The organism is Pseudomonas sp. B3G-3 (genome assembly GCF_028640915.1).
GTDB lineage: Bacteria > Pseudomonadota > Gammaproteobacteria > Pseudomonadales > Pseudomonadaceae > Aquipseudomonas > Aquipseudomonas chlororaphis_I.
In genome coordinates, this window is sequence record NZ_JAQZAB010000130.1 from 40,713 (window position 1) to 55,659 (window position 14,947).

Annotated in this window: 14 protein-coding genes; 7 read left to right on the top strand and 7 right to left on the bottom strand. The window is 64.5% G+C overall.

Annotation, left to right across the window (positions count from 1 at the left end):
• Positions 1-22 precede the first annotated feature (22 nt).
• The 6 genes from mazG to PVZ80_RS29225 form a co-directional block, all read right to left on the bottom strand.
• On the bottom strand, positions 23-856 hold the full coding sequence (gene mazG, locus PVZ80_RS29200) for a nucleoside triphosphate pyrophosphohydrolase (protein ID WP_009050273.1): 834 nt from the start codon (positions 854-856) through the stop codon (positions 23-25).
• Positions 857-982: 126 nt separating this feature from the next.
• On the bottom strand, positions 983-3,226 hold the full coding sequence (gene relA / locus PVZ80_RS29205; protein WP_009050274.1) for a GTP diphosphokinase: 2,244 nt from the start codon (positions 3,224-3,226) through the stop codon (positions 983-985).
• A gap of 120 nt (positions 3,227-3,346) precedes the next feature.
• Positions 3,347-4,699 (bottom strand): 23S rRNA (uracil(1939)-C(5))-methyltransferase RlmD, encoded by a 1,353-nt coding sequence (gene rlmD, locus PVZ80_RS29210; RefSeq protein WP_028683150.1) that lies wholly within the window; start codon positions 4,697-4,699, stop codon positions 3,347-3,349.
• Positions 4,699-5,601, bottom strand: coding sequence for a cysteine synthase CysM (gene cysM, locus PVZ80_RS29215; protein WP_009050276.1), 903 nt, complete (start codon positions 5,599-5,601; stop codon positions 4,699-4,701). The genes rlmD and cysM overlap by 1 nt, the downstream gene beginning before the upstream one ends.
• An 80-nt stretch (positions 5,602-5,681) precedes the next feature.
• Entirely contained in the window at positions 5,682-7,094 is a 1,413-nt protein-coding gene (locus PVZ80_RS29220; protein WP_159299040.1) for a sensor histidine kinase, read from the bottom strand.
• The gene (locus tag PVZ80_RS29225; RefSeq protein WP_273864899.1) at positions 7,081-7,803 is read right to left on the bottom strand and encodes a response regulator transcription factor; all 723 of its coding nucleotides are present in this window, start codon (positions 7,801-7,803) and stop codon (positions 7,081-7,083) included. The genes PVZ80_RS29220 and PVZ80_RS29225 overlap by 14 nt, the downstream gene beginning before the upstream one ends.
• 222 nt (positions 7,804-8,025) lie before the next feature.
• Here PVZ80_RS29225 and PVZ80_RS29230 point away from each other — a divergent pair, with 222 nt between their 5' ends.
• The 4 genes from PVZ80_RS29230 (at position 8,026) to PVZ80_RS29245 (ending at position 12,764) form a co-directional block, all read left to right on the top strand.
• On the top strand, positions 8,026-10,779 hold the full coding sequence (locus PVZ80_RS29230) for a response regulator (RefSeq protein ID WP_009050279.1): 2,754 nt from the start codon (positions 8,026-8,028) through the stop codon (positions 10,777-10,779).
• 66 nt (positions 10,780-10,845) lie between these two features.
• Positions 10,846-11,835 carry a 2-hydroxyacid dehydrogenase gene (locus PVZ80_RS29235; RefSeq protein WP_273864900.1) on the top strand — a complete coding sequence of 330 codons (990 nt, stop codon included), beginning with the start codon at positions 10,846-10,848 and terminating at the stop codon, positions 11,833-11,835.
• 90 nt (positions 11,836-11,925) lie between these two features.
• The gene (locus PVZ80_RS29240; RefSeq protein WP_009050281.1) at positions 11,926-12,363 is read left to right on the top strand and encodes a hypothetical protein; all 438 of its coding nucleotides are present in this window, start codon (positions 11,926-11,928) and stop codon (positions 12,361-12,363) included.
• A complete protein-coding gene (locus PVZ80_RS29245) occupies positions 12,360-12,764 on the top strand; it encodes an META domain-containing protein (RefSeq protein WP_023966598.1) in 405 nt (134 codons plus the stop codon). Before PVZ80_RS29240 ends, PVZ80_RS29245 begins: the two co-directional genes overlap by 4 nt.
• 111 nt (positions 12,765-12,875) lie before the next feature.
• On the opposite strand, the gene PVZ80_RS29250 is transcribed toward PVZ80_RS29245, so the two are convergent.
• Positions 12,876-13,340, bottom strand: a complete 465-nt coding sequence (locus PVZ80_RS29250; protein WP_009050283.1) for a TlpA disulfide reductase family protein — start codon at positions 13,338-13,340, stop codon at positions 12,876-12,878.
• 129 nt (positions 13,341-13,469) lie between these two features.
• On the opposite strand from PVZ80_RS29250, the gene arsC reads away from it, so the two are divergent.
• The 3 genes from arsC to PVZ80_RS29265 are packed head-to-tail and all read left to right on the top strand — an operon-like array spanning position 13,470 to position 14,843.
• On the top strand, positions 13,470-13,823 hold the full coding sequence (gene arsC / locus PVZ80_RS29255) for an arsenate reductase (glutaredoxin) (protein WP_273864901.1): 354 nt from the start codon (positions 13,470-13,472) through the stop codon (positions 13,821-13,823).
• Positions 13,820-14,425, top strand: a complete 606-nt coding sequence (gene wrbA, locus PVZ80_RS29260) for an NAD(P)H:quinone oxidoreductase (protein ID WP_009050285.1) — start codon at positions 13,820-13,822, stop codon at positions 14,423-14,425. The genes arsC and wrbA overlap by 4 nt, the downstream gene beginning before the upstream one ends.
• On the top strand, positions 14,418-14,843 hold the full coding sequence (locus PVZ80_RS29265) for a DUF2069 domain-containing protein (RefSeq protein WP_273864902.1): 426 nt from the start codon (positions 14,418-14,420) through the stop codon (positions 14,841-14,843). Before wrbA ends, PVZ80_RS29265 begins: the two co-directional genes overlap by 8 nt.
• The last annotated feature ends 104 nt before the right edge of the window (positions 14,844-14,947 follow it).

Here is a 14,947-nt window from a genome sequence, read left to right on the forward strand (position 1 = left end):
CTCACTCACTTAGGCAACAGCCTCAGCCACAGCTGGGCAAATTCTTTTCCTGACGTTTGGCTTCGCCCCACAAGGCGTCCAACTCTTCGAGGGTGCAATCTTCCATGGGTCGGCGGGTATCGCGCAATGCCTGCTCGATAAATCGAAAGCGCCGCTCGAACTTGGCATTGGCGCCACGCAAGGTGGTTTCCGGATCGACCTTCAGATGCCGGGCCAGGTTGACCACGGCGAACAGCAGGTCGCCCACCTCGTCGGCGATCGCCTGCGGGTCATTCTCGGACATGGCTTCGAGCACTTCATCGAGCTCTTCGCGGATCTTGTCCACCACCGGCAAGGCGTCCGGCCAGTCAAAACCGACCTGGGCCGCGCGCTTTTGCAACTTGGCCGAACGGGACAGGGCCGGCAGCGCCGCGGGCACATCGTCGAGCAAGGACAACTGCAAAGGCTCTGCCGATTTCTCAGCGCGCTCCTCGGCCTTGATCTCTTCCCAGCGCTGCTTGACTTGTTCTTCATCCAGCCGTGGCGTATCCAGCGGCGCGTACAGGTCCCCGGTAGGGAATACATGGGGATGGCGACGGATCAGCTTGCGGGTGATGCTGTCGACCACGCCGTCGAACTCGAAACGCCCCTCCTCCCGCGCCAGCTGGCTGTAATACACCACCTGGAACAGCAGATCGCCCAGCTCGCCCTGCAAGTGCTCGAAGTCGCCCCGTTCGATGGCATCGGCCACTTCATAGGCTTCTTCCAGGGTGTGGGGGACGATGGTGGCGTAGCTCTGCTTGATATCCCAAGGGCAGCCGTACTGCGGATCCCGCAGCCGCGCCATCAGGTGCAACAGGTCTTCAAGGCTGTACATCGGTCACTCTCATTGCCAAACCATGTTTTCTGTAGGAGCGAGGCTTGCCCGCGATGGCGATTTGTCTGACATACCGCTATCGCGGGCAAACCGGATCGCCGTCCGCTCGCTCCTACGCTCCGGATTTCAAGGGGTACGGTTACGGCGGGTCTCGATGATGTTCGGCAACTGGGAAATACGCCCCAGCAACCGCCCCAACGCGTCCAGCCCCGGAATCTCGATGGTCAGGGACATCAGCGCAGTGTTGTCCTCCTTGTTCGAGCGGGTGTTGACCGCCAGCACGTTGATCCGCTCGTTGAGCAGTACCTGGGACACGTCACGCAACAGGCCGGAACGGTCGTAGGCGCGAATGATGATGTCCACCGGGTAGGTCTGCACCGGCACCGGACCCCAGCTGACCTGGATGATCCGCTCCGGCTCGCGGCCGGCCAGTTGCAGCACCGAGGCGCAGTCCTGACGGTGAATGCTCACCCCGCGGCCCTGGGTGATGTAACCGACGATCGCATCCCCCGGCAGCGGCTGGCAGCAACCGGCCATCTGGGTCAGCAAGTTGCCGACGCCCTGGATCTGGATGTCGCCGCGCTTGCCCGGCTTGTAGCCGGTGGCCTTGCGCGGGATCAGCTCCAACTGTTCGTTGCCGCGTTCCGGCTCCACCAACTGCTGCGCCAGGTTGACCAGTTGCGCCAGACGCAGGTCGCCCGCGCCCAGGGCGGCGAACATGTCCTCGGCGGTTTTCATGTTGGCCTTGTCGGCCAGCTTGTCGAAATCCACCTGCGGCAGGTCGAGGCGATTGAGTTCGCGCTCGAGCAAAGTCTTGCCCGCCGCCACGTTCTGATCGCGCGCCTGCAGCTTGAACCAGTGGACGATCTTCGCCCGTGCCCTTGAGGTGGTGACATACCCCAGGTTCGGGTTCAGCCAGTCGCGGCTCGGCGTGCCGTGCTTGCTGGTGATGATCTCGACCTGCTCGCCGGTCTGCAGGCTGTAGTTGAGCGGCACGATGCGCCCGTTGATCTTCGCGCCCCGGCAGTTGTGGCCGATCTCGGTGTGCACGCGGTAGGCGAAGTCCAGCGGCGTCGCGCCTTTCGGCAAGTCGATCGCATGGCCGTCGGGGGTGAAGATGTACACCCGGTCCGGCTCGATATCCACCCGCAGTTGCTCGGCCAGGCCGCCGATATCCCCCAGTTCCTCGTGCCACTCGAGCACCTGGCGCAGCCAGGAGATTTTCTCTTCGTAGTGGTTGGAGCCGGACTTGACGTCGGTGCCCTTGTAGCGCCAGTGGGCGCAGACCCCCAGCTCAGCCTCTTCGTGCATCGCGTGGGTACGGATCTGCACTTCCAAGACCTTGCCCTCAGGGCCGATGACCGCCGTGTGCAGCGAGCGGTAACCGTTCTCCTTGGGGTTGGCGATGTAGTCGTCGAACTCTTTCGGAATGTGCCGCCACAGGGTGTGGACGATCCCCAGCGCGGTGTAGCAGTCGCGCATTTCCGGGACCAGCACGCGCACCGCGCGCACGTCGTAGATCTGGCTGAACTCCAGGCCCTTGCGCTGCATTTTGCGCCAGATCGAATAGATGTGTTTGGCCCGGCCGCTGATGTCGGCGTCGACGCCGGTGGCCTGCAGTTCGTTCTGCAGCTGGTTCATCACATCGGAGATGAAGCGCTCACGATCGAGGCGCCGCTCGTGCAGCAACTTGGCGATCTGCTTGTACTGCTCAGGCTCCAGGTAACGGAAGGACAGGTCCTCCAGCTCCCACTTGATATGGCCGATACCGAGGCGATGAGCCAGCGGTGCGTAGATGTCGAAGACTTCCCGGGCGACCCGGTTGCGCTTCTCGTCGTCGGCGTTTTTCACCGCGCGAATCGCGCAGGTCCGCTCGGCCAGCTTGATCAGTGCCACACGCACGTCATCGACCATCGCCACCAGCATCTTGCGCAGGTTTTCCACCTGGGCCTGGGTGCCGAGCACGAGGGATTGGCGGGGGCTGAGGCTGGCGCTGATCGCCGCCATGCGCAGCACGCCGTCGATCAGCTTGGCCACCACCGGGCCGAAGCGCTGGCTGACGGCCGGCAGCGGGATCTGGCCTTCACGGACGCCACGGTAGAGTACCGCGGCCACCAGCGAATCCTGATCCAGCTTGAGGTCGGCGAGGATCTCCGCGATCTCGAGGCCGGTGCTGAAACTCGACATGTCTTCGCCACTGAGATTCTTCGCGGCGATGTGTTGTTGCTCTGCCTCACGAGCGAACTCGCAGGCTTCTTTCAAGGCTTCACGGTCCAGTGCCATGTCGACGCTGACCGCATGATCGAGCCACGCCTCGAGATTGATACTGCCGTCGGTGTTGATCGGCTGGTGCGCTCTCACCTGTACCATCTTGCTTTACCTTCCCTACGACGCACATTCAATGCGTCAAATCGCTGACCTTCACTGCCAGTATTTCCTCGCTGGGCCGGCGAGTGCTGCCTGACGGGCCAACGGATTAGACGAGCCATCCTAGCTCGCTTCAAATAACGCCATGGCCTCGACATGTGCCGTCTGAGGAAACATATCGAGGATCCCGGCACGTTTTAACCGGTAGCCCTGCCTGACCAGTTCGACTGTGTCACGCGCCAGAGTGGCAGGGTTGCATGACACATAAACCAGGCGCTTGGCGCCCAGGCTCGCCAGCTTGCGTACCACCTCGAAAGCCCCGTCCCGAGGTGGGTCCAAGAGTACCGCAGAAAAGCCTTCGCGGGCCCACTCGGCGTCGCTCAGGGGCTGCGATAAATCGGCCTGAAAAAACCGGGTGTTATGCAAATTGTTGCTAGCGGCATTCTCCGCGGCACGCGCGACCATGGTCGCCACCCCTTCGACCGCCACCACTTCACGAACCTTCTGCGCCAGTGGCAGGGCAAAGTTGCCCAGGCCGCAAAACAGGTCCAGCACGCGCTCGTCAGCCTGTGGCGCCAGCCACTCCAGGGCCTGGGCCACCATCGCCTCGTTGACCCCGGCATTGACCTGGACAAAATCCCCCGGCCGATAAGCCAGTTGCAGATTCCACGGTTCCAGGCGATAGCCCAGGGCCTGGTCCGGGTCCACCGGTTGCGGCTCGCCTTCGCCATGCAGCCACAGCTGGGCCTCATGGAACGCGCAGAACGCCTGGAGAATCTCCAGATCGGCCGCGGACAACGGCGCCATATGGCGCAGCAGCACAGCAATCGCCGAACCGCTGAACAACTCCACATGCCCCAGCGCCTGCGGTTTGCTCAGGCGCTGCAGCATGGCCGGCAAGCGGCTCATGATCGGTTGCAAGGGCTGTACCAGCACCGGGCATTCGTCGATGGCGACTATGTCCTGGCTGCCGGCGGCACGAAAGCCCACTTCGAGTTTTTTCGCCTTGGCGTCCCAGCGCACCGCGACCCGCGCCCGACGTCGGTAGCCGAACTCCGGACCGCTCAAAGGTGGCGCCCACTCCTCTGGCTCGACACCGGCAACCCGCGACAGCTGCTCGGCGAGCATGCGCTGTTTCAGGGCAAGCTGTTCGTCATGGGGCAGGTGCTGCACGCTGCAGCCGCCACAACGGCCGGCATGGGCGCAAGGCGCTGGCCGGCGCAGATCGCTGGCGCTGAATACCCGCTCGGTACGGGCTTCCACCACTTTGCCGTGGGCGCCCAGTACTCGCGCCTCGACCTCTTCGCCCGCCAGTGCACCGACAACGAACCAGGTACGCCCTTCCAGAAAGGCGATGCCACGACCGTCGTTGGCCAGGCGCTCGATGGTCAGGCGCTGTTTTTTTCCAACGGGGATCTGCGCCGCCCGGCTCCCGCCCGAAGGCTGGAAGCGCAGGCCTCTGACTGGCTTAGCCATCAGTTGGGCGCATCGAAGATGCCGGTCGACAGGTAACGGTCGCCACGGTCACAGATGATCGCGACAATCACCGCGTTTTCGACTTCGCGGGACAAGCGCAACATCGCCGCCACCGCACCGCCCGAGGACACACCGCAGAAGATGCCTTCTTCGCGGGCCAGGCGCCGGGTCACGTCTTCGGCTTCGCTCTGCGTCATGTCGACGATGCGATCGACGCGAGTGGCCTGGTAGATCTTCGGCAGGTATTCCTGCGGCCAGCGGCGAATGCCGGGGATGGCCGAGCCTTCCATCGGTTGCAGGCCGATGATCTGCACGTTCGGGTTCTGTTCCTTCAGATAACGCGAGGTGCCCATGATGGTGCCGGTGGTGCCCATGGAGCTGACGAAATGGGTGATGGTGCCCTCGGTCTGGCGCCAGATTTCCGGGCCGGTGCCGGTGTAGTGCGCTTCCGGGTTATCCAGGTTGGCGAACTGGTCGAGCACCTTGCCGCGACCTTCGGCCTGCATCTTCTCGGCCAGGTCGCGCGCGCCTTCCATACCCTCTTCCTGGCTGACCAGGATCAGCTCGGCGCCATAGGCGGTCATCGCCGCCTTGCGCTCGGCACTGGAGTTGTCGGGCATGATCAGGATCATCTTGTAGCCCTTGATCGCCGCAGCCATGGCCAGGGCAATCCCGGTGTTGCCCGAGGTTGCCTCGATCAGCGTATCGCCGGGGTGAATCTGCCCACGCAGCTCGGCGCGAGTGATCATCGACAGCGCCGGGCGGTCCTTGACCGAACCCGCCGGGTTATTGCCCTCGAGCTTGAGCAGCAGGGTGTTGCTGGTGACGCCAGGCAGGCGCTGCAAACGGACCAGCGGGGTGTTGCCGACGCAATCGGCGATGGTGGGGTACTGCAAGGTCATGGCGTATTCGCAATCCGGACTGCGGGGGCGACTATCATACCGGCAAACGTTCGCAGGCCATATCACGCAAAGTGAGGGTCTTATGGCTTAACGATATAAGGCAGCGAATCAGCCTCGCTCGAAGGCGCTTGCACCCTAACGGCAGCCCGCAGACGCATGTTCAGGCGCAAGCCACGCCCGGCATTTTCCGCCCACAGTTGACCGCCCTGACGCTGCACGGCGTTGCGCGCGATGCTCAACCCCAGGCCAAAACCGCCATTGCCCGGACGCGAGCCGTCGAGGCGGGTAAAGGGATCGAAGATTCGCTGCAGATCGGCGTCGGCCACGCCAGGCCCTTCATCCTCCAGCCACAGCAGCCAATGCTCGCCCTGGCGCTGGCCGTCCAGCAGCACACGACCGCCCGCGGGCGAATGACGAATGGCATTGCGTAGGATGTTCTCCAGGGCCTGGGCCAGGGTATTGAGGTTGCCCCGTACCCAGCACGAGGCATCCAGCGCGCAGTGCAGTTGCGCGCTGGACCAGGCGCTTTCGAAGCAGGCGTTTTCCGTGAGCATTTCCCACAGGGCCTGGATCTGGATGTCTTCCTCGGCCAACGGTGCCCGCTCGGTGTCGAGCCAGGCCAGTTGCAAGGTGTCGTCCACCAGCCGCTGCATGCCATCGACTTCCCGCGCCAACCGCTCGCGCAATGCCGGCAGGCTCTGCTCGCCGTCGCAGGCCACCCGCAGACGACTCAGGGGCGTGCGCAATTCATGGGAAAGGTCGCGCAGCAATTGCTGTTGCAAGGCCACGGTGCCCTGCAGGCGCTCGGACATCTGGTCGAACGCCCGGCCCAGTTCGCCCAGCTCGTCCTGGCGACTGGTGGTCTGGCTCGACAGCCGCGCATTCAGTTGATCGGCGCGCCAGGCGTTGGCCTGTTCGCGCAACTGGTTCAGCGGCACCACCAACAGTCGATACAGCCCGACACACAGCAACAGGGTGAACAGGCCGGGAATCACCCCGTTGGTCAGTACCCGCCAGAATACCCGGTAGCGCCCGGGCATGAAGCGCTGGGGCAGCTCGATCACCAGGCTGCCGGCGGACGGGTCGTTGGGAAACGGAATCTTCAGCCAGGGCAAACCACGGGTATGACGGCTGACCGGCCAATCCAGGCCGCGCAGGAATGTCAGGTGCTGGCTCTCGGCTTCGCTCAGCGGATAACTGCTCAGCGACTGCAGGTCGCGGCCGATGACCCCGATCCAATGCCGCTCACGCCCGGCCATGCCCTGCAACCAGGCATCGATCCCGGCGCTCTGCCCCTGGCTCCAGGCCTGTTCGGCCTCGGCGGCGTAACCGGTCAGCGTGCCGCGGGCCTCATCGGAGAGGAACAGGTTCTTCTGTTCCATGTAGCGGCCCCAGGACCAGCTCAGCCAGATCATCAGCAGGCAGAAGGCGACCAACAGACAGGCCAGCTTCCAGAACAGCGAATGCCTGCCGGGCAGCTCAGGCCATTTCATCGACGGCACTCAGCACATAGCCCTTGCCCCAGACCGTGCGCACTTCCCGCGCGACATAACCGACCGCCTTGAGTTTGCGGCGGATCTGGCTGATGTGCATGTCCAGGCTGCGATCATGGGGCGCGTAGCCGCGCTGCAGCACATGCTGATAAAGGAAGGGTTTGCTCAGGACCTCATCGTCGTTGCGGTTGAGTGTCTCCAGCAGGCGGTACTCGCTGCGGGTCAGCCCGGCCCACTGTTGCCCGTAATACACGTCGCACAGCTCGTCGTCGAAACGCAGCCCCCGGGCTTCCTGCCTGAGCGGCGCCGGGGCCGGCCGGCGATCCAGGGCCACGCGCCGCAGGATGGCTTCGATCCGTACCCGCAGCTCGGCCATGCTGAAGGGCTTGGGCAGGTAGTCGTCGGCGCCCAGGCGAAAACCGCTGATGCGATCGGCCTCGGCCCCCAGCGCCGACATCAGCAGCACCGGCGTGGAATGGCTCTGGCGAAAATGCGTGAGCACCGTCAGCCCATCCATCCCCGGCAGCAGGATGTCCATCAGCACCACATCGAAAGGCTGCTGGCGGGCCATCGCCAGCCCTTCCTGGCCGTTCTGGCACCAGGTGACATCAAACCCACAACGGCCCAATTGCTCGTGCACATAGGCGCCGAGCACCAGGTCGTCTTCGATGCTCAGGATCCGGGGATGGCCGACAGATACGGGATTCATTAGCTTCTGCAAGTAATTCTCAGTTGGGCGATTATTCAAGATTGTCCGCGGCCGGGCAACCGACACCGGTCGACAAAGCGTTCGCTACACCGGGGGAAGGCCGAGCGGTTCGACGGTTAATTTTGCGAAGATTGCGGCAAAGCAAATGGCTACACTGCGCAGGTGGTGCGCACCGGATGTGCGCAGGGTTCATTCAACATGGCGTGTTAGCAGGAGAGTTGCGTGCTTAAGAAACTGGGGATCAAAGGCCGCGTGCTGTTGCTGACCTTGCTGCCAACCAGCCTGATGGCGTTGGTGCTGGGCGGTTATTTCACCTGGATGCAGCAGTCGGACCTGCAAACCCAGCTTCTGCAACGCGGCGAAATGATCGCCGAGCAACTGGCGCCCCTGGTGGCACCGGCCCTGGCCCACCAGAACACCGCCCTGCTGGAACGCATCGCCACCCAGTCCCTGGAACAGCAGGACGTACGCGCGGTGACCTTCCTTGCACCCGACCGCACGCCCCTGGCCCATGCCGGCCCGAGCATGCTCAACCAGGCGCCCACCGGTAACGGCAGCCAGATGCTGCAACGCACCGGCAGCGACGCCACCCGCTATCTGCTGCCGGTGTTCGGCCGCCACCGCAACCTGGCCGGCGACCTGATTCCCGACGAGTCCGACCGCCTGCTCGGTTGGGTCGAGCTGGAACTGTCCCACAACAGCATGCTGCTGCGCGGCTACCGCAGCCTGTTCGCCAGCCTGATGCTGATTACCGCCGGGCTGATCTGCACCGGCCTGCTGGCGCTGCGCATGGGGCGCACCATCAACAACCCGCTGAGCCAGATCAAACAGGCCGTCACCCAACTCAAGGACGGCAACCTGGAAACCCGCCTGCCCTTGCTCGGCAGCCAGGAGCTGGACGAACTGGCCTCGGGCATCAACCGCATGGCCGGCACCCTGCAGAATGCCCAGGAAGAACTGCAGCACAGCATCGACCAGGCCACCGAGGATGTCCGGCAAAACCTGGAGACCATCGAGATCCAGAACATCGAACTGGACCTGGCGCGCAAGGAGGCCCTGGAGGCCAGCCGGATCAAGTCGGAATTCCTGGCCAACATGAGTCACGAAATCCGTACCCCGCTCAACGGCATCCTCGGCTTCACCCACCTGTTGCAGAAAAGCGAGCTGACCCCGCGCCAGCTGGATTACCTGGGCACCATCGAAAAGTCCGCCGACAGCCTGCTGGGGATCATCAACGAAATTCTCGACTTCTCGAAAATCGAAGCCGGCAAGCTGGTGCTCGACAGCATTCCGTTCAACCTGCGCGACCTGTTGCAGGACACCCTGACCATCCTCGCCCCGGCCGCCCACGCCAAGCAGCTGGAACTGGTCAGCCTGGTGTATCGCGATACGCCGCTGTCGCTGGTGGGCGACCCACTGCGCCTCAAGCAGATCCTCACCAACCTGGTGAGCAACGCCATCAAGTTCACCCGCGAAGGCACCATCGTCGCCCGCGCCATGCTCGAAGAAGAACACGAAGACAGCGTGCAACTGCGCATCAGCATTCAGGACACTGGCATTGGCCTGTCGAACCAGGACGTGCGCGCCCTGTTTCAGGCCTTCAGCCAGGCCGACAACTCACTGTCGCGGCAACCCGGCGGCACCGGTTTGGGGCTGGTGATCTCCAAGCGCCTGATCGAACAGATGGGCGGCGAGATCGGCGTCGACAGTACGCCCGGCGAAGGTTCGGAGTTCTGGATCAGCCTGCGCCTGCCGAAAACCCGCGACGACGCTGAAGACCTGCCCGCCCCGCCGCTGCTCGGCAGGCGGGTCGCGGTGCTGGAGAACCATGAGCTGGCGCGCCAGGCCCTGCAGCATCAACTCGAGGATTGCGGCCTGGAAGTCACGCCGTTCAATACCCTGGAAGCCCTGACCAACGGGGTGACCGGGGTGCACCAGACCGAACAGGCGATCGACCTGGCGGTTCTCGGCATCACCACCAATGACATGCCGCCGGAACGCCTCAACCAGCACATCTGGGACCTCGAACACCTGGGCTGCAAAGTGCTGGTGCTGTGCCCGACCACCGAACAGACGCTGTTCCACCTGTCGGTGCCCAACCCTCACAGCCAGTTGCAGGCCAAACCGGCCTGCACCCGCAAACTGCGGCGCGCCCTGGCCGACCTGGTCAACCCCAAGGCGGTGCGCAGCGAGCCGAGCGAACCGATCGCCAGTCGCCCGCCGCGGGTGCTGTGTGTCGATGACAACCCGGCCAACCTGCTGCTGGTGCAGACCCTGCTCGAGGACATGGGCGCCAAGGTGCTCGCGGTCGACAGCGGTTACGCGGCAGTCAAGGCAGTGCAGAACGAATCCTTCGACCTGGTGATGATGGACGTGCAGATGCCCGGCATGGACGGTCGCCAGAGCACCGAGGCGATTCGCCAGTGGGAAAGCGAGCGCAACTGCACGCCGCTGCCGGTGATCGCCCTCACCGCCCACGCCATGGCCAACGAAAAACGCGCGCTGCTGCAAAGCGGCATGGACGACTACCTGACCAAGCCCATCAGCGAACGGCAGCTGGCTCAGGTGGTGCTGAAGTGGACCGGTCTGGCCCTGCGCAACCAGGGCCCGGAACGCACGGGCGAACCGTCCGGCAACGGCCTTGAGCTGCAAGTGCTGGATCACGACGAAGGTTTGCGCCTGGCCGCCGGCAAGGCGGATCTGGCCGCCGACATGCTGGCGATGCTCCTGGCCTCGCTGGAGGCTGATCGCGAAGCGATTCGCGCCGCCCGTGCCGCCAACGACCACAATGCCCTGATCGAACGGGTCCACCGCCTGCACGGGGCGACCCGCTACTGCGGAGTGCCGCAATTGCGCGCCGCCTGCCAGCGCAGCGAAACCCTGCTCAAGCAGGAAGACATCAAGGCCTTCGCCGCCCTCGACGAACTCGAACGGGCGATCAACCGCCTGGCCACGGAGGCCCGCATCAACGCCTGACTCAGGGCAACGACCCGGTTGCCCCGAAGGTTCATGCTGGGGGCAACCACCCACAAGGACGACGCCATGCGCACGATTCTCTTCAGCAGCCAGAACTATGACCGCGACAGCTTCCTCGGCGCCGAGCGGCCGCCGGGCCTCGAGCTACAGTTCCAGGCCGCGCGCCTGAGCCTGGACACCGCGGCCCTGGCAGAGCACCACGAAGTGGTCTGCGTCTTTATCAATGACGACCTGAGCGCCCCGGTGCTGGAACAGCTGGCCGCCGGCGGCACGCGCCTGATCGCGCTGCGCTCGGCCGGCTACAACCATGTCAACCTGGCCGCGGCCAAGCGCCTGGGCCTGAGCGTGGTGCGGGTCCCGGCCTACTCGCCCCATGCCGTGGCCGAGCATGCCGTAGCCCTGATCCTCGCACTGAACCGCCGCCTGCACCGCGCCTATAACCGCACCCGCGAAGGCGACTTCAGCCTGCACGGCCTGACCGGTTTCGACCTGGTGGGAAAAACCGTCGGTATCGTCGGCACCGGGCAGATCGGCGCCACCTTCGCCCGGATCATGGCCGGCTTCGGCTGCCAGTTGCTGGCCCACGACCCCTTCCCCAACCCAGAAGTCGAGGCCCTGGGCGCGCGTTACCTGAGCCTGCCGGAGCTGCTGGCCCAGGCGCAGATCATCAGCCTGCACTGCCCGCTCACCGCCGACAGCAAACACCTGATCAACCGCCAGAGCCTGGCCCGGATGCAACCGGGGGCGATGCTGATCAACACCGGCCGCGGCGGCCTGGTGGATACCCCGGCGCTGATCGAAGCCCTGAAGAACGGCCAACTGGGCTACCTGGGGCTGGATGTCTACGAAGAGGAGGCGCAGCTGTTCTTCGAGGACCGCTCCGACCTGCCGCTGCAGGACGACGTGCTGGCGCGGCTGCTGACCTTCCCCAACGTGATAGTCACCGCCCACCAGGCGTTCCTCACCCGCGAGGCCCTGGCGGCGATCGCCGACACCACCTTGCACAACATCGCTGCCTGGGCCGCCGGCGCGCCCTGCAACCAGGTGGAAGGCTGAGTCGACGGACCGGCGGTAAGCGAAGGTCATCTGCCTGCAACCTGAGATATCAGGGTGCGTGCTAGCATACGCGCCAGATTTGGAGGACCCATGGTCGAACACGATTTCCGTTACAGCCTGATGAACCCGCAACACACCCTGATCGAATGCCGCGCCCTGGTGCCCGGCCGTTATCAGGTCACCGGCAACGGTGGTTCCATCCGCAACGACGACGTGCTGATCGTCACCCTCAAGGGCAGCAAGGACCTGTCGATGCGCCTGACGGTGGAAACCGTGCGGCACCTGATCAACCCGGTCGGCCAATGGGTCGCCGTGGCCCGCGGCCCGGTATTCGGCGAGCTGGCGATCCATCAGTGGCAGGTCAACTGCGACAGCTGCGCGGCCGAGCTGAGCTTCGAGTTCGCAGTGGATGCCAAGCTGGGCAGCAAGGCGCAAAAACCCGCGGCCAGCGCACGGATCGCCGAGCTGGGCTGGATCAGTGAAGGGGAAAAACACCTCTGCCCGAAATGCCAGCGAGCCGCCCAATGAAACGCCTGGCGTTGACCGCCGCGTTCGGCGCCGGCCTGCTGGGTTGCGCGGCGGAGCCGGTGAAACTGCAGCAGGATCGCAGCTATATCCTGGAGTGGATCGGCGAGCGTCCGCTGATCGACTACAGCCACCTGACCATCACCCTCGGTGAAGACGGTCGCGCCTACGGCAACGGTGGCTGCAACCATTGGTTCGCGCCCTATACCCTGGACGGCGACAAGCTCAGCTTCGGCAAGGTCGGCAGCACCCGCAAGATGTGCGCGCCCGCCCTGATGGAGCAGGAACGACGCTTCCTGCAGGCGTTGGAAACCGTCCAGCGCTGGGACATTTCCCCGATCGAACAAGTGCGCTTCTGGCCGGCCGAAGGCAAGCCGTTGCGCTGGTGGCTCGAGGAAGGCTGACCGCCCCCTGTAGCCGCTGCCGCAGGCTGCGATAAGGTCCGCAGGCCTTCAGCGATCCCGAGATCGCAACAGCCTTGCTAGCCGTTCGCAGCCTGCGGCAGCGGCTACGGATCAATGCCCACGCAGGGCTTCCAGCTTCGCCATCACGCCCGCCGCGGTCTGCTCGCCCATCAGTTGCTCACGCACCTTGCCCTGGTCATCGATGATGTAGGTCACCGGCAACCCTTCGCTGCGTGGCAAATCGAAAATCTCCGCCGGGTTCTGCGCCAGCACGGTGAACTTGATGCCCAGTTTTTCACTGGCGCTTTTCAGTTCTTCGCCCTGGACGTTATCGAAATTGACCCCCAGCACACTCACCGGCTGGCCCTTGAGCCCTTCGGCCAAGGCATTGAGTTCGGGGATCTCGGTGCGGCACGGCCCACACCATTCGGCCCAGTAATTGAGCACCAGCCACTGCTTGTCCACGCGCTCGGCGGCGACTTGCCGGCCATATTGATCGACCCCGTAATCGTTACCGCAGCCGCTCAGCAACAAGGTGCCGATGATCGCCAATGCCGCTGCCAGTTGCCTTGCCATGCCTTGATCCTTGTATTGAAAAAAAACAGTCAAACCCGCTTTCTCGTGCGACCCATCGCCTCGCAAGGTTCAGGACTGCCCGTCGCACAGGTAGAATAGCCGCCACCTTACGCAAGATGCGACCCGCCCATGACCGATCTGACGCTTTATCACAACCCGCGCTGCTCGAAATCCCGCGGTGCGCTGGAACTGCTGGAAGCCCGTGGCCTGACCCCGACCGTGGTCCGCTACCTGGAAACCCCGCTCGATGCCGCCCAGTTGCAAAGCCTGCTGGGCAAGCTCGGGATCGGCGCCCGCCAGCTGCTGCGCACCGGCGAAGACGAGTACAAGAGCCTCAACCTGGCCGACGCCAGCCTGAGCGAAGCGCAGCTGATCGCCGCCATCGCCGCGCACCCGAAACTCATGGAACGGCCGATTCTCGAAGTCGGCGACAAGGCCATCATCGGCCGGCCGCCAGAGAACTTACTGGAGATCCTGCCTTGAGTACGCCGTACATCCTGGTTCTCTACTACAGCCGCAACGGCTCGACCACCGAGATGGCCCGGCAGATCGCCCGGGGTATCGAACAAGGTGGCATGGAGGCGCGCCTGCGCACCGTGCCGGCGATATCCGCCGACTGCGAGGCCGTGGCCCCGAGCATCCCGGAAGACGGCGCGCTGTACGCCAGCCTCGATGACCTGAAGCACTGCTCCGGCCTGGCTTTGGGCAGCCCGACGCGCTTCGGCAACATGGCCGCGCCGCTGAAGTATTTCCTCGACGGCACCAGCAACCTGTGGCTGACCGGCGCCCTGGTGGGCAAGCCGGCCGGGGTGTTCACCTCCACCGCCAGCCTGCACGGCGGCCAGGAAACCACCCTGCTGTCGATGATGCTGCCGCTGCTGCACCACGGCATGCTGATCACCGGCCTGCCCTACAGCGAATCGGCCCTGCTGGAAACCCGTGGCGGCGGCACGCCTTACGGGGCCAGCCACCATGCCGGCGCCGACGGCAAGAGCCCGCTGAACGAGCACGAGGTCGCCCTCTGCCGCGCCCTGGGCCTGCGCCTGGCCAAGACGGCCCTGCAACTGGAGAGCAGCCGTGGCTAAAAAGCCGAAGATCCTGCCGGCCATCGAATGGCTGGAGCCGCGCGTACGCATCACCCGGGTGCTGAGCCTGATCTGCTTTTTCGGCCTGGTCGGCCTGCTCTGCGGCTACTACCTGTTCGTCGCCGACCTGCACGGCGCCCGGCCCTGGGTGATCCTGCTGATCGAACTGGTACCGCTGCTGCTGATGGCGCCGGGCATGCTGGTGGGCAGCGCGCGCGGGCATTCGTGGATGTGCTTTGTGGTGAACCTGTATTTCATCAAGGGCGCGCTGGCCGCCTACGATCCGAACCGGCAACTGTTCGGCATCCTGGAGATGCTCGCCAGCCTGGCGGTGTTCTGCTCGGCCCTGCTCTACGTGCGCTGGCGCTTCCAGCTCAACCGCAAGCTGGCGGGCGAAAGCGAGGTCAGCGCCGCCTGACGGTACGCCATCGCGGGCAAGCCTCGCCCCTACAGAAGCATGCGGCGCGGCGGCGGTGAGTTTCCTGCAAGGAGGCCGTTAGAACCTCGGGTGACTCGCCTGCA